We start from the raw sequence: 23,547 nt of genomic DNA, 5'->3' as shown, positions 1-23,547 counted from the left end.
CTTGATCCCCGCCGCATCTTTCTCAGGCAAGCGCGTTTCGCTCTTCGGGCTCGGCGGCTCGGGGATCGCCACGGCGCGCGCGCTGATCGAAGGCGGCGCAGATGTGCTGGCCTGGGACGACAATCCCGACAGCGTCGCCAAGGCTGGCGCGGTCGGTATTGCAACCGCAGACCTGCGCGGCGCGGACTGGGCGAGGTTTTCCGCCTTCGTGCTGTCGCCCGGCGTGCCGCTGACGCACCCGAAGCCGCACTGGACTGTCGAGCTCGCGCGGGGCTCCGGCGTCGAGATCATAGGCGATATCGAGCTTTTCTGCCGCGAGCGGACGGCGCGGGCGCCGGAAGCACCTTTCATTGCGATCACCGGTACCAACGGCAAGTCGACGACCACGGCATTGACGGCGCACATACTCAAGTCGGCCGGGCGCGACACGCAGATGGGCGGCAATATCGGCCGTGCGGTGATGACGCTCGATCCGCCGCAGCCCGAGCGGCACCATGTGGTTGAGTGCTCTTCCTACCAGATCGACCTTGCCCCCTCGATCAATCCGACGGCCGGCGTCCTGCTCAATCTGACGCCGGACCATCTCGACCGCCATGGCACGATGCAACACTACGCCTCGATCAAGGAGCGGCTGGTGGCCGGCAGCGAGACGGCAATCATCGGCGTCGACGATTCCTGGTGCGCCCAGATCGCCGACCGGCTGGAGCGGGCCGGCCGGCAGGTCATTCGGATTTCCAAGCGCCTGCCACTGACCGACGGTTATTTTGCCGACGGGACGAATTTAATGGAAGCCGTGCACGGACGCTACAGCCGGGTCGCCTTCCTCGAAGGCATCGGCTCGTTGCGCGGCCAGCACAATGCGCAGAATGCGCTGGCCGCCGCCGCCGCCTGCCTCAAGGTCGGGCTCGAGCTCGGCGAAATCCAATCCGGACTGGAGAGTTTCCCGGGGCTGGCGCACCGCATGGAGCAGGTCGGCCGCAAAGGGCATGTGCTGTTCGTCAACGATTCCAAGGCGACCAATGCCGATGCCGCTGCACCGGCGCTGTCGAGCTTTGCGCGTATCCATTGGATTGCCGGCGGCCTGCCGAAGGAGGGTGGCATCGAGCCCTTGCGCGGCTTCTTCCCGCGCATCGCCAAGGCCTATCTGATCGGCGAAGCTGCACCGGCCTTTTCGGCGACGCTGGGCGAGGCGGTGCCTTACGAGATCTCAGGCACGTTGGCCGCGGCAGTCGAACACGCCGCCCGCGATGCGGCCAGGGATAGTAGCGGCGAAGCGGTGGTGCTGCTGTCGCCGGCCTGCGCCAGTTTCGACCAGTTCAAGAATTTCGAAGTGCGCGGCGAGGCGTTCAGGCAGGCCGTAACCGCCATTGATGGCGTGATGCCCATCGGAGGGACTCGATAATGCAAAGCCGTCTCGACAAAAGCCCGGTTGCGACCTGGTGGTGGACGATCGATCGCTGGTTCCTGGCGGCGTTCCTGTCGCTGATGGGGCTCGGCATCGTTTTGTCCTTCGCCGCAAGCCCGGCGGTGGCCGAGCGCATCGGGCTCGACAGTTTCCACTTCGCGACGCGCCAGATTATCTTCACCATTCCGGCACTTGGGGTGATGCTGGCTGTCTCGTTCCTTGAATCCAGGCAGATCCGGCGCATGGCGCTGGTCATGCTGTGCATCATGCTGTTTCTGATGGTGGCAGTGCTCTATATCGGCGTCGAGGTGAAGGGCGCGCGGCGCTGGGTGTCGCTTGCCGGCCTGTCGATCCAGCCGTCCGAGTTCCTGAAACCGGCCTTCGTCATCATCTGCGCCTGGCTGTTCGCCGAGCACAAGCGGCAGCCCGACATTCCGGGCAATCTGTTCGCCATGTTGCTGCTTGCACTGGTTATCTCGCTGCTGGTGGCGCAGCCTGACCTGGGGCAGACCATGCTGGTGCTCGGCACCTGGGGAGTGATGTTCTTCATGGCCGGGTTGCCGTGGCTGTGGATCGTCGCGCTGGGTGCTGCCGGCATCGGCGGCGTGTTCGCCGCCTATGCGGTGTTCCCGCACGTTGCCGGCCGCATCGACCGCTTCATGACCGGCGAGGGCGACACGTTCCAGGTAGACATGGGCCGCGAGGCGCTGATCAATGGCGGCTGGTTCGGCGTCGGGCCGGGCGAGGGTACCGTCAAGCGGGTCATCCCCGACAGCCACGCCGACTTCGTCTTCTCCGTCGCCGGCGAGGAATTCGGGCTGATCATGTGTTTCTTCATCATGTCCATCTTCGGCTTCATCGTGCTGCGCGGTCTCAACACGGCGCTCAAGGAGCAGGATGATTTCACCCGCTATGCGGTTGGCGGCCTGGTCACGGTCTTCGGCCTGCAGTCGGTCATCAACATGGCCGTCAATCTGCAGCTGATGCCGGCCAAGGGCATGACACTGCCGTTCATCTCCTACGGCGGCTCTTCGCAGATCGCGATCGCCATCTCGATGGGCATGGTGCTGGCGCTGACGCGCAAGCGCCCGGAAAAGCGCAAGCAGCTGGGCTTCATGCCGTCGCCGCGTGCGATGCCGGCGGAGTGAGATGGCAAAGGGGGTCATCCTGCTGGCGGCAGGCGGCACGGGCGGACACCTGTACCCGGCCGAGGCGTTGGCGCACGAACTGACCAGGCGCGGCTGGACGGTGCATCTGGCGACGGACGAGCGCGCCGAGCGCTTTACCGGGCAGTTCCCAGCAGCCGCCATCTATCCGATCCAGTCGGCGACGATGGGGTCGAAAAATCCTTTTGCCGTGCTCGCCGCGTTTTGGAAAATCTGGCGCGGGGTGCGGCAGGCCTCGGCCGTCATCGCCAGCATCAAGCCCGCCATCGTGGTCGGCTTCGGTGGTTATCCGACACTGCCGCCGCTTTACGCGGCGACCCGGCGCAAGGTGCCGACGCTGATCCACGAACAGAATGCGGTGATGGGCCGCGCCAACCGCGCGCTTGCCGGCCGCGTCGACGCCATTGCCGGTGGGTTCCTGCCGGAAGACAGCAGTGCCGCAGGCGCCAAGACGGTGACCACCGGCAATCCGGTCAGACCGCAAGTGCTGGAGGCGGCGAAGACACCTTATGCCGCATCGGCCGACGAAGAGCCGTTCCGATTGCTGGTGTTTGGCGGCAGCCAAGGCGCGCAGTTCTTTTCCGACGCGGTGCCGGCGGCAATCGCCCGGCTTTCCGACGCACAGCGCAGGCGGCTGGCGATCACACAGCAGGCGCGCGCCGGCGATGTGACGCGGGTGAAAGCCGCCTATGCCGCACTTGGCATTGGGGCCGAGGTGTCGCCGTTCTTCACCGACATGGCAAAGCGGCTGGCGGCGGCGCATCTGGTGATGTCGCGCTCCGGCGCATCGACCGTATCGGAAATCGCGGTGATCGGCCGGCCGGCGCTGCTGGTGCCCTATCCGCACGCGCTCGACCACGACCAGGCGGCGAATGCGGCGGCCCTTGCGGCAGCGGGCGGCGCCGAGGTGCATCCGCAATCCACGCTTTCGCCCGAGCACATTGCTGCGTTGATCGGGGCCCTGATGGATGATCCGGGCAGGGCGGCGACAATGGCCGCGGCGGCGAAATCGTCAGGAAAACCGGATGCCGCGCGGTTGCTCGCCGATCTGACAGAGGCTATTGCGTCCAGGAAATCCGTTTCGGAATTCAGGAAGGAGACGCACGAATGAAGATGCCACAGACGATCGGCCTCGTGCATTTCATCGGCATTGGCGGCATCGGCATGAGCGGCATCGCCGAGGTGCTGCACAATCTCGGCTACAAGGTGCAAGGGTCCGACCAGGCCGACAGCGCCAATGTGCAGCGGCTGCGCGACAAGGGCATCGAATGCTTCGTCGGCCACCAGGCCGAAAACCTCGGCGAGGCCGAGGTGGTCGTCGTCTCCACCGCAATCAAGAAATCCAATCCGGAACTGAAGGCGGCGAGAGAGAAGTTGCTGCCGATCGTGCGGCGCGCCGAAATGCTAGCCGAGTTGATGCGGTTCCGCCAAGCGGTCGCGATCGGCGGCACGCATGGCAAGACGACGACGACTTCGATGGTGGCGACGCTACTCGAAGCCGGCGGGCTCGACCCGACGGTGATCAATGGCGGCATCATCAATGCCTATGGCACCAATGCCCGCATGGGCGACGGCGAATGGATGGTGGTCGAGGCCGACGAGAGCGACGGCACGTTCCTCAGGCTGCCGGCCGAGATTGCCGTCGTCACCAATATCGACCCCGAGCATCTCGATCATTACGGCTCCTTCGACAAAGTGCGCGAGGCGTTTCGTCAGTTCGTCGAGAATGTGCCGTTCTACGGCTTCGGCGTGATGTGCACCGACCATCCCGAGGTGCAGGCGCTGGTCGCCCGCATCGAGGACCGGCGCGTCATCACCTATGGCGAAAATGCGCAGGCCGACGTGCGCTTCACCAATCACCGCATGGACGGCCCGACCTCGGAATTCGACGTGGTGATCCGCGATCGCAAGACGCACGGCCAGATAACGATATCAGGTCTGCGGCTACCCATGCCCGGACGTCACAATGTCTCCAATGCAACGGCGGCGATTGCCGTCGCGCATGAGCTCGGCCTTTCGGCTGAGGCAATCAAGAAGGGCCTGTCGTCCTTCGCTGGCGTCAAGCGGCGTTTCACCCATACCGGTTCGTGGAACGGTGTCGATGTGTTCGATGATTACGGTCATCATCCAGTCGAGATCACGGCGGTACTGAAGGCCGCGCGCAGCGCCACCAAGGGCCGCATCATCGCCGTTACCCAACCGCACCGCTTCACCCGGCTGCGCGATCTGTTCGACGAGTTTTCCGTCTGCTTCAACGACGCCGATACGGTAATGGTGGCGCCCGTCTATGCGGCCGGCGAGGAACCGATCGACGGCGTTACGTCCGACGCACTGGTGTCGCGCATCCGCTCCGGCGGCCATCGCGACGCACGCTACATCGAAGGTCCGGCGGCGATTGCGCCGATCGTGCGCGAAGTGACGAAGCCGGGCGATTTCGTGGTTTTCCTCGGCGCCGGCAACATCACTCAATGGGCCTATGCGCTGCCCAAGGAACTCGGCGGGACCATCTCATGATGCGCGGCCAGGCGTTGATCGAGAAGCTTGGCGACCGGCTTGCCGGACTGCGCGGCCGCATCACGCCCAATGCCGAGATGGACAAGATCACCTGGTTTCGAGCCGGCGGGCTCGCGGACGCATTGTTCCAGCCGGCCGACGAGGACGATCTTGCCGCGTTCCTGAAGGCGGTGCCCGAGGAAATACCACTGACCATCGTCGGCGTCGGCTCGAACCTGCTTGTCCGTGACGGCGGCATTGCGGGCTTCGTCATCCGGCTTTCGGCCAAAGGCTTTGGCGAGACCGAAGTGATTGCGCCGACCATGATCAAGGCGGGCGCCGCAACGCCCGACAAGCGCCTTGCGGCCGTCGCATACGAGGCCGGCATTGGTGGCTTTCATTTCTACCACGGCATTCCCGGCGCCATTGGCGGAGCGCTGAGGATGAACGCCGGCGCCAACGGCGTCGAGACACGCGAGCGTGTGGTCGAGGTGCGGGCACTCGACCGCAAGGGCAATGTTCATACGCTGAGCAATGCCGACATGGGCTATGCCTATCGCCATTCAGCGGCGCCGTCGGGGCTGATCTTCACATCGGCGCTGCTCGAAGGCGTTCCCGAGGACAAGGCGGCGATCAAGGCCGCGATGGATGCTGTCCAGAACCATCGCGAGACCGTGCAGCCGATCCGCGAAAAAACCGGGGGCTCGACCTTCAAGAATCCCGAGGGCACCTCGGCCTGGAAGGAAATCGACAAGGCCGGCTGCCGCGGCCTGATGGTCGGCGGGGCGCAGATGTCGCCGATGCATTGCAACTTCATGATCAACACCGGAACCGCCACCGGCTACGAGCTTGAATATCTCGGCGAGACGGTGCGTGCGCGCGTGCTCGAAAAATCAGGCATCCGGCTGCAGTGGGAGATCAAGCGCATCGGTAATTTTCGGCCGGGCCACGCGGTCCAGGAATTTCTCGGGCAGTTGCTTTAGCAAGTCCACCGCCGTTGCTTTTCGGACTCATGAATTCACATTTTGCTGCCGTTTTTGCGGAAAGTGAATCCATCGGAATCGTAAGCACTTGCCAGCGAATCAACTCTCTGATTCTCTGCCCTGAAGCGTTTCCTGATTTGAGTCGTTTCGACGCGTTGCTCGCGTTTCCGTCTGGGGGGGCAACCTGCCGGGAGACTCGGACTCAATGTTGCGGAAACACGGAGCGAAGTTGCTCGGCGCGTGTGAGTGTGCGCGATGCTTTTCGGGTCGTGCACGATAGTGCAGGCCTGCTGTGAGAGGAAATGACGGGGAATGACAAGCAAGCACGTGGCCGTCCTTCTGGGAGGATTCTCGTCCGAGCGGCCCGTGTCCTTGTCGTCGGGCAAAGCCTGCGCCGATGCGCTCGAGGGAGAGGGCTACCAGGTCACCCGCGTCGACGTCTCGCGCGACATCGGCTCGGTGCTCGGCGCGCTCAAGCCTGACGTCGTCTTCAACGCACTGCACGGCCCTTTCGGCGAGGACGGCACCATCCAGGGCATCCTCGAGTACCTCGCCATTCCGTACACCCATTCGGGCGTGCTTGCCTCGGCGCTCGCGATGAACAAGGAACAGGCCAAGAAGGTCGCCAAGGCGGCCGGCATTCCGGTGGCGGAATCGAAGGTGGCCAATCGCTTCGCCATCCAGAACAAGCACCCGATGAAGCCGCCCTATGTGGTCAAGCCGGTCAACGAAGGGTCGAGCTTCGGTGTCGTCATCGTGCATGAAGGCCAGTCGCATCCGCCGCAGATCATCGGCTCGTCCGAGTGGAGATACGGCGATACGGTCATGGTCGAGCGTTATGTGCACGGGCGGGAATTGACCTGCGCGGTGATGGGCGATGTGGCGCTCGGTGTCTGCGAGATCATCCCGACCGGCCATTCCTTCTACGACTATGATTCAAAATACGTCGCGGGAGGATCAAAACACGAATGCCCGGCAAAACTTTCACCGAATATTTACCAAAAAATACAGACACTGGCACTCAAGGCTCATCAAGCTATCGGCTGTCGGGGCGTTTCCCGATCGGACTTCCGTTATGACGATCGTCACTCCGAAAACGGCGAAATTGTCTGGCTCGAGGTCAACACCCAGCCGGGCATGACGCCGACGTCTTTGGTGCCGGAAATCGCCGCGCAAGCGGGACACTCGTTCGGCGATTTGTTGAGTTGGATGGTGGAGGACGCTTCGTGTCTGCGTTGAAGTGGGGACAGGGCAGGGGGAAGGGCGCGGCCGGGCCGGCGCTGTTCGGCATGCCGTTGTCGTTCGACCATTTCGTGCTGCCACGCCTGCTCCGCCGGCCGGTGCGCGTGCTGGCGCGCCTCGGCGAAGGCGACTTCGAGGCGCCGCCCTATTGCGCTGCCATGCTGTCGGCGGCACTGCTTGTTTCGAGTAGTGCCTATGGCGCCTATCTCGGCGGACATGCCGACGCCATCGTCCAGAGTGTCACCGCCCGAACCGGCTTTGCCGTCGATCAGGTCAAGGTCGTCGGCAACCGCGAAACATCCGAGATCGATATTCTCGACAGGCTGGAACTCGACGGCTGGACCTCGCTGATCGGCTTCGACGCCGAAACCGCGCGCGAACGCATCACCACGCTACCCTGGGTCGAAGCCGCGGCAGTGCGCAAGGTCTACCCGCATACGCTGGAAGTGCGCGTCGAGGAGCGCGAGCCGTTCGCGCTGTGGCAGCAAGGCAGCGCGCTTTGGGTCATCGAGAAATCCGGCGCCGTCATTGCGCCGTTCTCCGGCGGCAAGCAGATATTGCTGCCGCTGATCATCGGCACCGGCGCACCGGCCAAAGCGCCGGATTTCCTAGCGAAGATCAAGAATTATCCGGAGCTTGCCGCGCGGATCAAGGGCTATATCCGCATCGGCGAACGGCGCTGGGATCTCAAGCTTGAAAACGGCATCACGATCAAACTACCCGAAGACGGCGAGGACCAGGCGATTGCCGACCTGGTCAGGATGGACCACGAGAACGGGCTTTTGACGCGCGACATCGCCGCCGTCGACATGCGCCTTTCCGATCGTCTGGTCGTCCAGTTGACGCCGGAGGCGGCGACACAGCGCCAGGCCGCGCTCAACGAAAAGCCCAAGATGCTGAAGCGCAAGCCGGAGACGAAGATATGAGCTGGCTTGGCGGCAATAGCGATGCTTCGGCGCGCCGGTCCGGCATCTTGACGGTGCTGGATGTCGGCTCCAGCAAGGTCTGCTGCGTGGTGGCCAAGCTCAAGCCGCGCGAGGATGGCAAGCTGCTGCGCGGACGCTCGCATCGCGTCCAGGTGATCGGCATCGGCCACCAGAAATCGCAAGGCGTGAAATCGGGCGTCGTCATCGATCTCGACCGCGCCGAGCACGCCATCCGTCTTGCCGTCGACGCCGCCGAACGCATGGCGGGACTGACGGTCGATTCGCTGATCGTCAACATGACTGCCGGCCGGTTGAAGAGCGAGGCTTTTTCGGCCACCATCAATCTCGGCGGCCATGAGGCCGACGAGGCCGACATCAAGCGCGTGCTTGCCGCCGGCGCCAAGCAGGCGCTGCGGGCCGAGCGCGAGGTGATCCATTCGCTTCCCGTAGCCTTTTCTCTGGATGCAGAGCGCGGTGTGCGCGATCCGCGCGGCATGGTTGGCGACCAGCTTGGCGTCGACATGCACGTGCTGACGGGCGACGCGGCGCCTTTGCGCAATCTTGAGCTCTGCATCAACCGCTCGCATCTGTCGGTCGAGCGCATGGTGGCGACGCCTTATGCCAGCGGGCTTGCCGCGCTGGTCGACGACGAACTCGAAATGGGCGCGGCCTGCATCGACATGGGCGGCGGCACGACGACGATCTCGGTATTTTCGGAAGGCAAGTTCGTCCACGGCGACGCCATCGCGATCGGCGGCAACCACGTCACGCTAGATATGGCCAAGGGCCTGTCGACCTCGCTCGATGCCGCCGAAAGGCTGAAAGTGATGCATGGCTCGGCGCTGCCTGGCAGTGCCGACGACCGCGACCTGGTTTCCATCCATCCGATCGGCGAGGACGGCGAGGTGCCGTTGCAGATCCCGCGCTCGGTGATGACGCGCATCATCCGCGCCCGCATCGACGAGACGCTGGAATTGCTGCGCGACCGGCTGAACAAGTCCGGCTACGGCAATGCCGTCGGCAAGCGTGTGGTGCTGACCGGCGGCGCCAGCCAGCTTGCCGGCCTGCCCGAAGCAGCACGCCGCATTCTCGGCCGCAATGTGCGCATTGGCCGCCCGCTTGGCGTGGCAGGCCTGCCCGAGGCGGCCAAGGGGCCGGCTTTTTCGACGCCCGTCGGGCTTCTGATCTACCCGCAGATGGCGAGCTTTGAGAGCCGCCCGGCGAAGGGAATTTCCGGTCTTCGGATGACCGGAACAGGTGGAAAACTGCATCGAATGAGTCAGTGGTTGAGAGACAGTTTTTAATTTGACGGGGACAGCCCCATAGGCGGCCGCGGCGGCGAAGCGGCGGGAAAGGCAAAGGACGAAGACAATGACCATCAATCTGCAGAAGCCGGACATCACCGAGCTCAAGCCGCGCATCACCGTGTTCGGTGTCGGCGGCGGCGGCGGCAATGCCGTCAACAACATGATCACCGCCGGCTTGCGCGGCGTCGAATTCGTGGTGGCCAACACCGACGCACAGGCACTGACGATGTCGAAGGCCGAGCGGCTGATCCAGCTCGGCGCGCATGTCACCGAGGGTCTCGGCGCCGGATCGCAGCCTGAAGTCGGGCGCGCGGCGGCGGAAGAGTGCATCGACGAGATCATCGATCATCTCTCCAACACGCATATGTGCTTCGTCACTGCCGGCATGGGCGGCGGCACCGGCACCGGGGCGGCTCCCGTCGTTGCCCGCGCTGCCCGCGAAAAGGGTATCCTTACCGTCGGCGTCGTCACCAAGCCGTTCCACTTCGAAGGCCAGCGCCGAATGAAGACGGCCGACATGGGTATCGAGGAACTACAGAAATGCGTCGATACCCTGATCGTCATTCCCAACCAGAACCTGTTCCGGCTGGCCAACGATAAGACCACCTTCGCCGATGCCTTCGCCATGGCCGACCAGGTGCTCTATTCGGGCGTTGCCTGCATTACCGACCTGATGGTCAAGGAAGGCCTGATCAATCTCGACTTCGCCGACGTCCGCTCGGTCATGCGCGAAATGGGCAAGGCGATGATGGGAACCGGCGAGGCTTCGGGCGAGGGCCGCGCAATGGCCGCGGCTGAAGCCGCCATCGCCAACCCGCTGCTCGACGAGACCTCGATGAAGGGCGCCAAGGGCCTGCTGATCTCGATCACCGGCGGCCGCGACCTGACCCTGTTCGAAGTCGATGAGGCCGCAACCCGCATTCGCGAAGAGGTCGACCAGGACGCCAATATCATTCTGGGCGCCACCTTCGACGAAGAACTCGAAGGCGTTATCCGCGTGTCGGTGGTCGCCACCGGCATCGACAAATCGGCGGCCGAAATCGCTGCCGCGCCGATCGCCATCCGCGCGGCTACGCCGAAGCCGGTCAGCCGCCCGGCGGCCCAGGTCACGGAAATGCGCCCGGCGCCTGTCCAGCAAACGATCTATGAACCACGTGCTGCCGATCCGGTCGCCGAGGCCATTCAGCTCGCCGAGGCGAATGCGGCAGCGATGGCGCAGGCCCGCCCGGCACCGGTCGCCCATGCGGAAGATTTCCGTCCGCAAAGCAAGATCTTCCAGGCGCCTCCCGCTCAGCCGCAGCCGATGATGCAGCCGGCGGTTCAGCAAGCGATGCAGCCAGCTCCGCATCGTGAAATGCCGCAGCCGGTTGCCGCGGCACCCCAGCGCATGCCGCGGGTCGAGGATTTCCCGCCGCAGGTGAAGGCCGAAGTGGAAGCCAAGGCCCGCCCGGCCGACCACGAGAACAGCGGCCCGATGGGCTTGCTCAAGCGCCTGACCAACGGCTTGACCCGCCGCGAAGAGGAACCTGCAAGACTGCAGCCGGCGCAGCCTCGCGAACCGAAACTGCGCCAGGCGCCGGCGGAAGTGCGCCGCCTAGCCAGCCAGGATCCGCAGCTTTACGCACCACGTCGCGGCCAGCTGGATGAGCAGGGCCGCCTGACGCCGCAGAGCCGGGCTGTCCAGGAAGACGATCAGTTGGAGATTCCCGCCTTCCTGCGCCGACAGGCCAATTGATCTGTTAACGGTTCGTAACCGTTGTTAACAGGCGAGCAGGAAACTGTTCGCCTGTTAATATTAAAAACACTGTTAAAACAACGACTTATGCGGCAATCCCGCGCTGGGCCGCGGTTACAACGAGTAAGAAACCGTGATTTGGAGTCTCCCTGCGGGACCATTATCTTCGCCACCGACGAAAGTCGGTTTGCTGGGAGTCTCGGGGAAGTGGCCCTGCCTGCCGATCAATCAAGAGCCGCGCCCTCAGGGCAGATAAAGCGGACCTAGGCAGTACGGGCTATGGGGATTGTTTTGCACGACTATCAGACGACACTTAAATCGCGTGCGACGCTGACCGGCATCGGCGTTCACAGTGGCAATCCGGTCACTGTCCATTTCCTACCGGCAGACGCCGATACGGGTGTCGTCTTCCAGCTTTCGAATGCAAACGGAAGCCACGAATTTCGCGCGCTCGTTTCCGAGGTCGGTGCCACCGACCTCTGCACCATGCTCGGCGATCCGCAAGGCGAGCACATCGCTACGGTCGAGCATCTGATGGCGACGCTTTTCGGGCTTGGGATCGACAATCTCGTCATCGAAATCGATGGCCATGAGGTGCCTATCCTCGACGGCAGCGCAGTGATGTTCGTCGAGGCCATTGACCAGGCAGGCATCGAAACGCTGCCGGTCAAGCGTCGCTACATCAGGGTGGTCAAGCCGGTTCGTATCGAGAACGGCGCCTGCTGGGCGGAGTTCCGGCCCTATGACGGCACGCGCTTCGAGATCGAGATCGATTTCGAAAGCCCGGCGATCGGGCGCCAGCTTTTTGCATCCGACATGAACGCCGACATTTTCCGGCGTGACGTCGCGCGGGCCCGCACTTTCGGTTTCATGAAGGACGTCGAGCGGCTGTGGGCGGCCGGCTATGCGCTCGGCTCCTCGTTGGAAAACTCCCTGGTGATCGGCGATGACAACCGCGTGATCAACATGGGAGGCCTGCGCTATCCCAACGAGTTCGCGCGCCACAAGACGATGGATGCGATGGGCGATCTGGCGCTCGCCGGCGCCCGGTTCATCGGCTGCTTCCGCTCCTATCGTGGTGGCCACAGGCTGAACGCCGCTGCGCTGCGCCGTCTATTGTCGGACCGTTCGGCTTTCGAGATCGTCGAGACGACGCGCCGCGAGCGCGGGCGTACCGCGGAGATGAGCGCCGTCAACGCACCCCTCTATGCGCCCTGGATGATCTGATTCTTAAGATCTTACGGCCCACGTTGCGGTCAAGCTGTGTTGCATGGATGCATCACTGGCCGGCCAAATTACACGGCTTTCCAGGTGGCGCCAAACCGCCACAAAAATGTGCGATTGGCCGGGGATAGCGTTGCCGGGCAAGGCAATTATGGTTTATGGCTGCTGCCGTCGACTGAAATGACGCCGAAAGGGCGGAATCCAAACATGTTTTTCAAGCGAGTTGGTCAATCGAAGGCGCTGCGGCGGGCTGTTTTCCTGGCGCTTTCGGTGGTCGTTCCATCGCTGTTCCTGTCGGCCTGCATGTCGTCTGAGAAGGACGTCGACCTGTCGACCTATGTCGATCAGACCGAGCCGGCCGACGTGCTCTACAATCAGGGTCTCGCCAATCTGAATGCCGGGCGACTGCAGGAGGCAAGCCGCAAGTTCGATGCCGTCGACCGCCAGCATCCATATTCCGAATTCGCCCGCAAATCGATGGTGATGGGTGCCTTTGCCGACTACCGTCAGGGCAATTACGATGAGGCGATCGGTTCGGCCAAGCGCTACCTGACCCTCTACCCGTCGACCGACGATGCAGCCTATGCCCAATATATTATCGGGCTGAGCTACTACCGCCAGATCAAGGACGTCACCCAGGACCAGAAGGAAGCGCGTCTTACCGCGCAGACGATGCAGGACCTGGTGACGCGCTGGCCGACTTCCGAATATGTCGACGATGCCAAGGAGAAGATCCGCTTCGCCAACGATCAGCTCGCCGGCAAGGAGATGCAGATCGGCCGCTACTATCTCGAGCGCCGCGAATACATCGCGGCCGTCAAACGGTTCCGCAACGTCGTGGAGAACTATTCCAACACACGTCATGTCGAGGAAGCGCTGGCGCGTCTTACCGAGAGCTACTATGCGATGGGACTGACGTCGGAAGCGCAGACCGCTGCGGCCGTGCTCGGCACCAACTATCCCGACAGCCAATGGTACAAGGACTCCTACAAGCTCCTGCAGAGTGGTGGGCTCGAGCCGCGCGAGAATGCCGGATCGTGGATCTCCAAGGCCGGGAAGCTGATCACCGGCGCCTGAGCGGCGCGTCACCATGCTCTCCAGACTGTCGATCCGCGATATCGTTCTGATCGAGAAGCTGGACATCGACTTCTCGTCCGGCCTTTCGGTCCTTACCGGCGAAACCGGCGCCGGAAAATCTATCCTGCTCGACGCGTTGTCGCTGGCGCTTGGCGCCCGCGGCGACGCTTCACTGGTGCGGCATGGCGCGGCACAAGGCCAGATCATCGCCGTGTTCGACGTGCCGCGCAACCACGCGGCTCGCATGCTGCTTGCCGAGAATGCCATCGAGGACGACGGCGACATCATCCTGCGCCGCGTCCAGACGGCTGACGGCCGCACGCGCGTGTTCGTCAACGACCAGCCGTCCAGCGTGACGCTGATGCGCGACATCGGCCGTGCGCTGGTCGAGATCCACGGCCAGCATGACGAGCGCGCTTTGGTCGATCCCGGCGCTCATCGCGAGTTGCTCGACAGTTTCGGCGGCCATCTCGGCGCTGCCCGGGCAACCGGCGAGGCGTGGCGGCACTGGCGTACCTGCGAGCAGGAATTTTCACGGCACCGGGCCAAAGTCGAGGCAGCTGCCCGTGACGCCGATTATCTGCGTGCTGCGGTCGCCGAATTGACCAGACTCGATCCGCAACCGGGCGAAGAGACCGAACTGGCCGAACTGCGCGCCTCGATGATGCGTGCCGAAAAGATCGCCTCGGAAATCCACGATGCGCAGGATGTGCTCTCGGGCCCGTCCTCGCCCTTGCCGCAACTGGCCAGCCTGCTCAGGCGGCTGCAGCGAAAGGCGACCGAAGCGCCCGGGCTGCTCGAGGACGTCGTCAAATCGCTCGACGAAGCGATGCTGTCGCTCGACGCGGCGCAGTCGGGCGTCGAAGCAGCACTTCGCGCGACCGAATATGATCCGCAGCGGCTGGAGAAGGCTGAGGAGCGGCTGTTTTCGCTGCGTGCCGCCTCGCGCAAGCACAGCGTCGCCGTGGATGACCTGGCGCAATTGCGTGACACCATGGCTGCCGACCTTGCCGATCTCGACGCCGGCGAGGAGCGCCTGCATGCGCTGGAGAAACAGGCTGCGGCGGCGCGCCAGGCCTACGACATTACGGCGGCCCAGCTGTCGTCGCTTCGCCATGCGGCGGCCGTCGGGCTGACCAAGGCGGTAATGGCCGAACTGCCGGCGCTGAAGCTCGAACGGGCCGAGTTCATCGTCGAGATCGCAAGCGATGCCGAGAGCCGCATGGAAGAAGGCATCGACCAGGTCGAGTTCTGGGTGCGCACCAATCCCGGCACCAGGCCCGGCCCAATGATGAAGGTCGCTTCCGGCGGCGAGCTTTCGCGCTTCCTGCTGGCGTTGAAGGTCGCGCTGGCCGATCGCGGGTCGGCGCCGACTTTGGTCTTTGATGAGATTGACACCGGCGTCGGCGGCGCGGTTGCCGACGCCATCGGCCAGCGGCTGGCGCGGCTGGCAAAACGCGTGCAGGTGCTTTCGGTCACGCATGCACCGCAAGTGGCGGCGCGCGCGGCGACGCATTTCCTGATCTCCAAATCAGGCGGTGCCGACCGCGTCTCGACCGGCATCGCCGAGATGGACCGGGCGGCACGGCAGGAAGAGATCGCACGCATGCTCGCCGGCGCCACCATTACAGACGAGGCGCGCGCGGCGGCCGAGCGGCTGCTGCGGGAGAATACCGCGGCAGCCTAGGATCAAACACCTAGAGCGGTTCATCGTTTCACGGAAACGCCGAATCGCTCTACCTCTTTGTTTTGCGCAATTCCGGACGGAAAACCGTTTCACAGTTTTCCTGGAATTGCTCCAGACGAGTTCGTTTCCGGCGCTCGCGACCTGAGTCAGGGTATGGCGCCATCCTGCTGTTCAGGAATGATTTTCGGTGTCTGGTCTCTCCCTCATGAGAAAATCCTGTTCTATTGTGTCGCGCCACCGTGGAGGGAGCAGTGCATGGACGAAGAACCAGTCGATTCGCTCAGCGAAAGCGAGGCGGCAAGCGAGTTAAAGCGGTTGGCGCAGGAGATCGCCGAGCACGACCGGCGCTACCATGGCGAGGACGCGCCGATAATCACGGATGCGGAATATGACGCGCTGACCCGGCGCAACCTCGCCATCGAACAGCGGTTCCCGCATCTTGTGCGCGAGGATTCGCCCTCGCGCAGGGTCGGCGCGCCGCCGGCGGAAGGTTTTGCCAAGGTGCGGCACGCGGTGCCGATGCTCAGCCTGGCCAAGGCTTATAGCGACCAGGACGTCGCGGACTTCATAGAACGGGGCCGGCGATTCTTTGATCGCGACAAGGATCTGAACATCGCCTTCACGGCTGAGCCGAAGATCGACGGGCTATCGGCTTCCCTGCGGTATGAAGGCGGTGTGTTCGTGCAGGGGGCAACGCGCGGCGACGGCGTCGTCGGCGAGGACATCACAGCCAATCTCAAGACCATCGCCGACATTCCCAAGGCCTTGAAGGGATCGGGCTGGCCCGAGGTCATCGAAATACGCGGTGAGGTCTATATGACCTACGCGGAATTCGAGGCGCTGAAGCAACGCTCGGCGGCGATCGGCGGCCAGGATTACGTCAATCCGCGAAATACGGCGGCCGGGTCGCTCCGTCAGAAGGACCCGTCCGTTACCGCCAGCCGCAACCTCAAATTCTTTGCCTACGCCTGGGGCTATACTTCGAAGGATCCAGCTCCGACCCAATACGATTCCGTGCAAAAATTCGCGGAGTGGGGATTCAAGGTCAGTCCGCTGATGGTCCGGGCAAAGTCGGTCGACGAACTGATCGCGCATTATCACCTCATCGAGGCCCAGCGCTCATCGCTTGGCTACGACATCGACGGCGTGGTCTACAAGGTCGATCAATTGGAGCTGCAGCGCAGATGGGGCTTCGTCACCGGCGAACCACGCTGGGCCATCGCTCACAAATTTCCGGCCGAACAGGCGATGACGATCGTGCGCAGGATCGACATTCAGGTCGGCCGTACCGGTACGCTGGCGCCCGTTGCCCGGCTTGCGCCCGTCACGGTCGGCGGCGTCGTGGTCGAAAATGTCACGCTTCACAACGAAGACTACATCAAGGGTCTGGACAGCAACGGCCAGCCGATCCGCGACGGCAACGACATACGTATCGGCGACACGGTGGTCATCCAGCGGGCGGGGGACGTCATTCCGCAGATCGTCAGCGTTGTGGTCGACAAGCGTCCGCCAGATGCCGTGCCCTACGAATTCCCGCACAAATGTCCGATCTGCGGCTCGCCGGCAACGCGCGAGATCAACGAGAAGACCGGCAAGGAAGATTCCCGCCGACGTTGCACCGGCGAGCTGATCTGCCCCGCCCAGGCCGTGGAAGGATTGCGTCACTTCGTGTCACGCGGCGCCATGGATATCGAAGGCCTGGGCGCTGAAAACATTGACCTGTTCTTCAATGCCGGGTTGGTCAAGACAGCAGCCGATATCTTCACTCTCAGGGACCGCCGACCCGCCGTCATCAAGGTATTGGCGGAGCGGCGGGAGGAGCAGGCCAGGCAGCGTGAGGCTGCTTCAGGCAAGACGCGCAAGAACGTGCGAAGTGTCGAGGAACGCAACTACGAGGGCCTTGACAAGCTCTTCGCTGCCATCGACGCTCGCCGCGAACCGGAACTCGATCGCTTCATCTTTGCGCTGGGCATCCGCCATATCGGCGAAACGACGGCCGCCGTGCTCGCCCGAACCTTCTCGACGATCGAGGAGTTGATCCGCATTGGCAAGGAGACAGCAGCGGCAGCCGATCCACACAGCGTTTTTCCTTCGATCAACGGCATCGGCGATACGGTGATAGGCGCTCTTCGCGATTTCTTCGGCAATGAACGCAACGACGCCGTGCTTGAAGCGCTGCTCACGCAGGTCCACCCGAAGCCGTACATCGTGAACGTCTCAGCCGATAGTGCGGTGGCCGGCAAGACGATCGTGTTTACAGGCACGCTGGAAAAGATGACGCGCCCCGAGGCCAAGGCGATGGCTGAACGTCTCGGCGCGAAGGTCGCCGGCTCGGTCTCTGCGAAGACCGATCTCCTGGTGGCAGGCCCAGGCGCCGGTTCCAAGCTGAAGGACGCGACCAAATTCGGCATCGAGGTGATCGACGAGGACACCTGGTTGCAGCGGATCGGCAAGGGCGGGTGATGGCGGCTGCGTTCAACGGTTTTGGGCAAAAGGCTATTCCCTTCTTCAAGGCACTGGATTTTCATCAGAGCCGGGAGTGGTTTTTGGAAAACCGCGACCTTTTCGAGCGGGACCTGCGCGATCCCTTCGGCGATCTGGTCGAGGCGCTCTCCGAGCGCTTCACGGCATTGGGGCTCGGCCTGCGCGGCGACCGCAAGAAGTCGCTGTTCCGGATTAATCGCGACGTGCGTTTCGCCAAGGACAAACGGCCTTACAACCGGCATCTGTCGGCGATCCTTTCGCCCGACGGCACCAAGATGGAACAGGGCGTGTTTTACATTCACGTCGGGCTAGAGCGCTGCTTTGCCGCTGTTGCCTGGTGGCAGCCCGGACCGGAGCTATTGCTGGCGCTGCGCAACGCCATCGCAAAGCGGCCCGCTGAGTTCCGCACGCTCGTCGCGGCGCTGAAGAAGAATGGTCTCGAGCTCGACCCGGACGGCTGTATGAAGCGCACGCCGCGCGGCTTCGAGCACGTTATCGAGCCCGATCTCGTGGCCGCCATCCGCAACCGTCATTTCGCCGTCCGGCACGCAATCGAGCCGGCGGATATCTACGGAGCTGGATTGGTCGACGAACTCGTCGACTTCGTCATGCGGGCAAAACCGCTGCTCGACTGGGGCAGGGCGATCGAAGGCAAGGCTTCGCAGCGCTAGCGGAAAAGTCAGACGGTCAGCTGCGCCGCGCAGTGTAGAGGCTGGTGGTCATGTTGCGGGTTATGGAGCCTTGGAACTCGTCGCGGACGATGCGACCCAGCTCCGCCAGGATTGCTTCGCGGTCACTGCGGATGTTGATATTGGAAAAAGTGGCATAGAGGGCGACCGTCTGGTCAGGATCGAGGACGAGCGACCAGACACTTGTCCGATGTTCGATGGCATCGAACGCGCCGGTTCGCTCCAGTGCCGCCACGCGGGCCTCGGCATCAAGGGCGAACGGAATACCATTTGAGCCCGCCGACGGGCTCGAAGGCCCGTCAAGCAGCGCCTTGGTCGCATCATGAAAGGGATCGGGGCGACTGTCGTCGCCGAATACATTCCAGACCATTGCCCACCAGCCGCCCGGCCGAAGCAGCTCTGCGACCTTGATCAGCGCCGTGTCCTCATCCAGCCAATGAAAGGCAGTGGCGCTGACACCGAGATCAAAACCGGCCTTCTCAAGGACGGCATCCTCAAACGCAGAGACGCTCACCGAGAGCGCCTTGTCCTGAATAGTCTCGCAAAGGAAAGACGCGAGGCGGGAATCCGGCTCAATGGCGAGCAACGGGCTCGCGCCCAGTTCGAGTAAGCGGCGCGTTGCAGTTCCTGTACCTGCGCCAATCTCGAACGTCGCCGTGCCATGCGCGAGACGGCACCGCTCACATAGAATTTCGAATATCCAATCAGGATACCCAGGTCGCGTCGCGTGATAGCTGCCGGGATCGGCGCCGAAGGCCAGGCGGCCGAATTTTGGATCGATGAAAAATTCGCTCATTGGAACCACCTGTCCGGCCCAGCAGGTTGGTCTATGGCCGTCGCTTCGGCAAGGACCGGTCGTCGCCAACGAATATGCGCTCAGGTACCAAGCCTCTGATTTTGTCCACAAGTCTGGAGGCGAGCTTGCCGCGACGCTTCAGCCATCAATTTCCGCTGATCGTTTGCCTCAAGCGAATTGGTGTGACAAGCCGGACCGCCCTCTCTACATACGGCCCTTCCTAAGGAGCGGTCGATGTCGGCGGAAGCAATCTCCGAAAACGGTGCGAAAAGCGATTTCTGGGACGGCGTGCGGCTCAGCATGCCCGTCGTGGTGGCGTCGGCGCCGTTTGCGTTGCTGTTCGGGGCGCTCGCCGTCGACAACGGGTTCTCCGTGCTCGAGGCGTTCTTGATGAGCGCAACGGTGTTCGGCGGCGCCAGCCAGATGGTCGGCATCGAGCTGTTCGGCCAGCATGTCGCGCCGTGGCTGATCGTGCTGTCGATCTTCGCCGTGAATTTTCGCCATGTGCTCTATTCGGCCGGTATCGGCCGGCGAATCGCGCATTGGCCGCTGGTGCAGCAGGCGATAGGCTACTTCGTGCTGACCGATCCGCAGTTCGCGGTGGCCGAGCGCAAGGCGGAGGCCGGCGAGACCGTCGGCTTTGCCTGGTATATGGGGCTCGGGCTGCCGGTCTACGTGTTCTGGGTCATCGAAAGCGCGCTCGGGGCGTTGTTCGGCAAACTTATTCCCGACACCCACGCGCTGGGCATCGACTTCCTGCTGCCGATCTATTTTCTCGGCCTGGTCATGAGCTTCCGCAAGCGGCCGCTGTGGCTGCCGGTGGTCGTCGCAAGCGCTGCCGCCTCCATCATTGCCCACAAGACGGTCGGCTCCCCCTGGCATGTCTCCATCGGCGCGCTGGCCGGCGTGCTACTCGCCGTCATCCTGCCGCCCCGCCACAGCGGCGTGGAGGCACGGCCATGAGCACGACCTTGTGGATCATCGTCGCCGCTTCGATCGCGACCTATTTGACACGCATTGGCGGTCATCTGGTGATCTCACGCTTCGACCATATCCATCCGCGTGTTGAGGCCGGGCTGAACGCCGTGCCGGCGGCGGTGCTGACCACGCTTGTGGCGCCGGCAGCGCTGAGCGCCGGACCGGCGGAATGGGGGGCCTTGGTCGTCGCCGGCCTGGTCTCGCTGCGCGGCGGCCTTATGGCGATGTTCCTGGCGGGTGCTGCCGTGTTGATCCTCGCGCGGCAGGTCGTCGGCTGATCGACTTTTGCCTTGCCGGCGAGAGCACACATGCGCTTTACCGCAGCGACTATTGCCGCGCTGACCCGCGACAGGCTCAGCCGGATCGCCTCCGATCTCTCCTGGTGGGCGCGACGCACGGCGTCGCTATAGAGCGCTTCGCGCTGCTTCGGCGTCAATGCGCTTAGATCGGTCGGCTGGATGCCGAAGGGCTCACGCGACATTTCCATCTCCCCAGGTTTGCCGTGTTCATCGGCAGCTACACCGGCGATTTACGGGAAAGGCATAATCAGCTAAAATGAATAATTAAGATCGTTATGTTCTCCAGGAGAGATGTATGGACTTGGCCGATCTGCGCATCTTCCGCACGGTGGTGCGCGAGGGCGGAATCACCAGGGCGGCGGAAAAACTGTTTCGCGTGCAGTCGAACGTGACCACACGCATCCGGCAGCTCGAAGAGGATCTCGGCGTGCAGCTGTTTATCCGGGAGGGCAAGCGCCTGCACGTCTCGCCCGCCGGTCACAAATTGGTCGGGTATGCGGATCGGTTGCTGGCGCTTGCAGAGGAGGCGCGAACGGCGATGCTCGATCCACGCCCGCGCGGCACGCTTCGCCTAGGTGCCATGGAGAGCACCGCCGCGGCACGGCTTCCAAGTCTGCTCGCCGAATATCACGCACGTCATCCCGACGTGGAAATCCAGTTGCGCACCGGCAATCCGCAGGTTCTCGCGACCGCCATGCTTGCCGGCGACCTCGATGCAGCGTTCGCCGCCGAGCCGATCGCCGACGCTCCGTTCGAAAAGCTGCCCGCATTTCACGAGCAGCTGGTCATTGTCTCGGCGGCATCGCGCGTTTCGATCGACGACCGCCAGGACATGCCCAAAACCATGATAGCCTTCGAGCACGGCTGCCCGCACCGCCGGCGGCTGGAACAATGGTATGCGCGAAGAGGGTTCATGGCCGAGAAAACCATCGAGCTTGGTTCATACCATGCCATCCTTGGTTGCGTGGTGGCTGGCATGGGCATAGCGCTGATGCCGAAAAGTGTGCTTTCGGGTTTCCCAGAGAGCCGCTGGCTAAAGCTGCACGAACTGCCCGCTGACGAAGACAACGCCGTCACGGTGTTGTTTTGGCGCAAGGGAGCCGGTTCTCCCAACGTCACGGCTTTGCAGGGACTGCTTGCGGAGCAAAGTCTGTCACTTGGCGTTGCGGCCGCGACTATTGCTTGAAGTCGTGCGGCAGAGGGGCGGTTGCCTTTTCCAGCCAGGCCAGCGTTTCGCCGTCGAGCATCGGTCCAATCTCGGCCAGTACGCGCGCATGGTATTCGTCGAGCCAATGCAACTCGTCGCGGGTTAAAAGGTCCGATCGGACCAGCCGCTTGTCGATCGGCGCCAGCGTCAGTGTCTCGAAGCCGTGCATGGCGATGTCGCCGCCCTCGATTGCCTCGGCCGGTGTCACCAGAATCAAGTTCTCGATGCGGATGCCGTAGGAACCTTCCTTGTAATAGCCGGGCTCGTTGGAGAGGATCATGCCGGCCAGCAGCTTTTCGGTGCCGGTCTTGGCGATACGTTGCGGGCCCTCATGCACGGCAAGATAGGACCCGACACCGTGCCCGGTGCCATGGGCGAAATCGCAGCCGTGTCTCCATAGCGCCAGGCGCGCCACCGCATCGATTTCGGAGCCGCGCGTGCCCTGGGGAAAGCGCAGCATGGAGATGCCGATCATGCCTTTCAGCACCAGCGTGAAGCGTTCGCGCATCTCTTCGGTCGGCGCGCCGATCGGCACGGTACGGGTGATGTCGGTGGTGCCGTCCTGGTACTGCCCGCCGGAATCGAGCAGGAACAGCTCGCCATCCCCCAGCTTGCGATTGGTGGCGCGGGAGACGCGGTAGTGCATGATGGCGCCGTTAGGGCCGGCGCCGGAGATGGTGTCGAACGATACGTCGCGCAGCGGCATCTGCGTTTCTTCGCCGGTCTGACGGCGCGTCTCCTCAAGCCTGGTGACGACGGCGATTTCGTCGAGCGTGCCGGGCTTCTGGCGGTCAAGCCAGCACAGCAGCTTGGCGACCGCGGCGCCGTCGCGGCGATGTGCGGCGCGGGCGCCGGCGATCTCAGCTTTGTTCTTTGTTGCGCGTGGAATGCGGGCCGGATCGGCCGTGGCAATGACGGTGCCGCCATTATCCTCGACCAGCATTCTGAGCTTGTCCGCCGCGAGAACCGGGTCCAGCGCGATTTTTGCGCCGCCCTTGGCCCGGGTGACGATTGCCGATCCGAATTCACCTGGTTCGTGCAATTCGGCGAGCTGCGTCAGGTAGGCCGCAACGGTGCGCGAAAACTTGCGCTGGTCCATGAAAAGCAGATGCGAGCCGTCGGCGGCCAGCACGGCAAAGCCGAGCGCCAGCGGTGTGTGCGGTACGTCACCGCCACGGATGTCGAACGCCCAGGCAATGGAGGAGGGGTCGGTCAGCACGGCATGGGTGGCGCCGTCCTTCTCGACGGCCGCTGCCAGCCGCACCAGCTTGTCCTTAGCCAGTTCGCCGGCAAAGCCGATCGGGTGGATCTCGACCGGCGCCAGTGGCGGCCCGGGCTGGTCCTGCCAGATCGCGTCGATCGGATTCTCTTCGAGCGGCACCAGTGTCGCGCCGGATTTCTCGGCCGAGGCTTTCAGCGCCTTGACGTCGCTGATCGTATGCAGCCACGGATCGAAGCCCAATCGCACGCCCTTGCCGAGATTGTCCTTGATCCAGTTGGCCGGCGGGTTGTCGACAAGGCTCTCGATCGAAAAGATGTCGAGATCGACCTCTTGGCGTACCTGCAGCGTGTAGCGCCCGTCGACAAACATGACGGCGCGCTCGGCAAGCACAATGGCGACACCGGCCGAGCCGCTGAAACCGGTCAGCCATTTCAGCCGTGCCGAGCGGTCGGCGACATATTCGCCCTGGTGCTCGTCGGCGCGGGGCACGATGAAGCCATCCAGCCCGTTCGCCGCCAACCATTGGCGCAGCATCGCCACGCGCGGCTTGCCAACGGCCGGATCGCCGGCGGAATCGAAGGTCTGGAACATGTCGGCTCTCCTCGAATGCTGGCGCGACCGTAGCGC

Annotated in this window: 19 protein-coding genes; 17 read left to right on the top strand and 2 right to left on the bottom strand. The window is 63.5% G+C overall.

Going from position 1 to position 23,547, the window contains the following annotated elements; all coding sequences use genetic code 11:
- The first annotated feature begins 1 nt into the window (after position 1).
- From murD to NKJ35_RS02350, 14 genes are all read left to right on the top strand, one after another.
- A complete protein-coding gene (gene murD / locus NKJ35_RS02415) occupies positions 2–1,402 on the top strand; it encodes a UDP-N-acetylmuramoyl-L-alanine--D-glutamate ligase (protein WP_352644718.1) in 1,401 nt (466 codons plus the stop codon).
- The gene (gene ftsW / locus NKJ35_RS02410) at positions 1,402–2,553 is read left to right on the top strand and encodes a putative lipid II flippase FtsW (RefSeq protein WP_352644716.1); all 1,152 of its coding nucleotides are present in this window, start codon (positions 1,402–1,404) and stop codon (positions 2,551–2,553) included. Before murD ends, ftsW begins: the two co-directional genes overlap by 1 nt.
- A 1-nt stretch (position 2,554) precedes the next feature.
- Positions 2,555–3,682 carry an undecaprenyldiphospho-muramoylpentapeptide beta-N-acetylglucosaminyltransferase gene (murG, locus tag NKJ35_RS02405; protein ID WP_352644714.1) on the top strand — a complete coding sequence of 376 codons (1,128 nt, stop codon included), beginning with the start codon at positions 2,555–2,557 and terminating at the stop codon, positions 3,680–3,682.
- Positions 3,679–5,085, top strand: coding sequence for a UDP-N-acetylmuramate--L-alanine ligase (gene murC, locus NKJ35_RS02400; RefSeq protein ID WP_352644712.1), 1,407 nt, complete (start codon positions 3,679–3,681; stop codon positions 5,083–5,085). The genes murG and murC overlap by 4 nt, the downstream gene beginning before the upstream one ends.
- Positions 5,082–6,047 carry a UDP-N-acetylmuramate dehydrogenase gene (murB, locus tag NKJ35_RS02395; RefSeq protein WP_352505601.1) on the top strand — a complete coding sequence of 322 codons (966 nt, stop codon included), beginning with the start codon at positions 5,082–5,084 and terminating at the stop codon, positions 6,045–6,047. Before murC ends, murB begins: the two co-directional genes overlap by 4 nt.
- A gap of 312 nt (positions 6,048–6,359) precedes the next feature.
- Positions 6,360–7,286 carry a D-alanine--D-alanine ligase gene (locus NKJ35_RS02390; RefSeq protein ID WP_352475369.1) on the top strand — a complete coding sequence of 309 codons (927 nt, stop codon included), beginning with the start codon at positions 6,360–6,362 and terminating at the stop codon, positions 7,284–7,286.
- The gene (locus NKJ35_RS02385; protein WP_352644710.1) at positions 7,274–8,215 is read left to right on the top strand and encodes a cell division protein FtsQ/DivIB; all 942 of its coding nucleotides are present in this window, start codon (positions 7,274–7,276) and stop codon (positions 8,213–8,215) included. Before NKJ35_RS02390 ends, NKJ35_RS02385 begins: the two co-directional genes overlap by 13 nt.
- Positions 8,212–9,519 (top strand): cell division protein FtsA, encoded by a 1,308-nt coding sequence (ftsA, locus tag NKJ35_RS02380; RefSeq protein WP_254818984.1) that lies wholly within the window; start codon positions 8,212–8,214, stop codon positions 9,517–9,519. The genes NKJ35_RS02385 and ftsA overlap by 4 nt, the downstream gene beginning before the upstream one ends.
- Positions 9,520–9,586: 67 nt before the next feature.
- Positions 9,587–11,257, top strand: coding sequence for a cell division protein FtsZ (gene ftsZ, locus NKJ35_RS02375; RefSeq protein ID WP_352644708.1), 1,671 nt, complete (start codon positions 9,587–9,589; stop codon positions 11,255–11,257).
- A gap of 279 nt (positions 11,258–11,536) precedes the next feature.
- Positions 11,537–12,484, top strand: coding sequence for a UDP-3-O-acyl-N-acetylglucosamine deacetylase (lpxC, locus tag NKJ35_RS02370; protein WP_352644706.1), 948 nt, complete (start codon positions 11,537–11,539; stop codon positions 12,482–12,484).
- 204 nt (positions 12,485–12,688) lie between these two features.
- The gene (locus NKJ35_RS02365) at positions 12,689–13,558 is read left to right on the top strand and encodes an outer membrane protein assembly factor BamD (protein ID WP_254818981.1); all 870 of its coding nucleotides are present in this window, start codon (positions 12,689–12,691) and stop codon (positions 13,556–13,558) included.
- A gap of 13 nt (positions 13,559–13,571) precedes the next feature.
- Positions 13,572–15,245 carry a DNA repair protein RecN gene (gene recN / locus NKJ35_RS02360; RefSeq protein ID WP_352644703.1) on the top strand — a complete coding sequence of 558 codons (1,674 nt, stop codon included), beginning with the start codon at positions 13,572–13,574 and terminating at the stop codon, positions 15,243–15,245.
- Between the two features lie 255 nt (positions 15,246–15,500).
- Positions 15,501–17,708, top strand: coding sequence for an NAD-dependent DNA ligase LigA (gene ligA, locus NKJ35_RS02355; RefSeq protein ID WP_352644701.1), 2,208 nt, complete (start codon positions 15,501–15,503; stop codon positions 17,706–17,708).
- A complete protein-coding gene (locus NKJ35_RS02350) occupies positions 17,708–18,400 on the top strand; it encodes a DUF2461 domain-containing protein (RefSeq protein WP_352644699.1) in 693 nt (230 codons plus the stop codon). The genes ligA and NKJ35_RS02350 overlap by 1 nt, the downstream gene beginning before the upstream one ends.
- Before the next feature lie 16 nt (positions 18,401–18,416).
- On the opposite strand, the gene NKJ35_RS02345 is transcribed toward NKJ35_RS02350, so the two are convergent.
- Positions 18,417–19,214, bottom strand: coding sequence for a class I SAM-dependent methyltransferase (locus tag NKJ35_RS02345; RefSeq protein WP_352644697.1), 798 nt, complete (start codon positions 19,212–19,214; stop codon positions 18,417–18,419).
- Positions 19,215–19,448: 234 nt separating this feature from the next.
- Here NKJ35_RS02345 and NKJ35_RS02340 point away from each other — a divergent pair, with 234 nt between their 5' ends.
- From NKJ35_RS02340 to NKJ35_RS02330, 3 genes are all read left to right on the top strand, one after another.
- Positions 19,449–20,177, top strand: coding sequence for an AzlC family ABC transporter permease (locus NKJ35_RS02340; RefSeq protein ID WP_352644695.1), 729 nt, complete (start codon positions 19,449–19,451; stop codon positions 20,175–20,177).
- A complete protein-coding gene (locus NKJ35_RS02335; protein ID WP_254818975.1) occupies positions 20,174–20,470 on the top strand; it encodes an AzlD family protein in 297 nt (98 codons plus the stop codon). The genes NKJ35_RS02340 and NKJ35_RS02335 overlap by 4 nt, the downstream gene beginning before the upstream one ends.
- 316 nt (positions 20,471–20,786) lie before the next feature.
- The gene (locus tag NKJ35_RS02330) at positions 20,787–21,677 is read left to right on the top strand and encodes a LysR family transcriptional regulator (protein WP_352644693.1); all 891 of its coding nucleotides are present in this window, start codon (positions 20,787–20,789) and stop codon (positions 21,675–21,677) included.
- Here NKJ35_RS02330 and NKJ35_RS02325 read toward each other — a convergent pair.
- Complete coding sequence (locus tag NKJ35_RS02325; RefSeq protein ID WP_352644691.1) at positions 21,667–23,511, bottom strand: aminopeptidase P family protein; 1,845 nt, start codon at positions 23,509–23,511, stop codon at positions 21,667–21,669. The genes NKJ35_RS02330 and NKJ35_RS02325 overlap by 11 nt on opposite strands.
- Between the last annotated feature and the right edge of the window lie 36 nt (positions 23,512–23,547).

Origin of the sequence: Mesorhizobium sp. M0136 (genome assembly GCF_040322515.1) — a bacterium.
Lineage (GTDB): Bacteria > Pseudomonadota > Alphaproteobacteria > Rhizobiales > Rhizobiaceae > Mesorhizobium.
The sequence above is the reverse complement of the archived record's forward strand: the minus strand, read 5'-3'. Positions and strand labels throughout refer to the sequence as shown.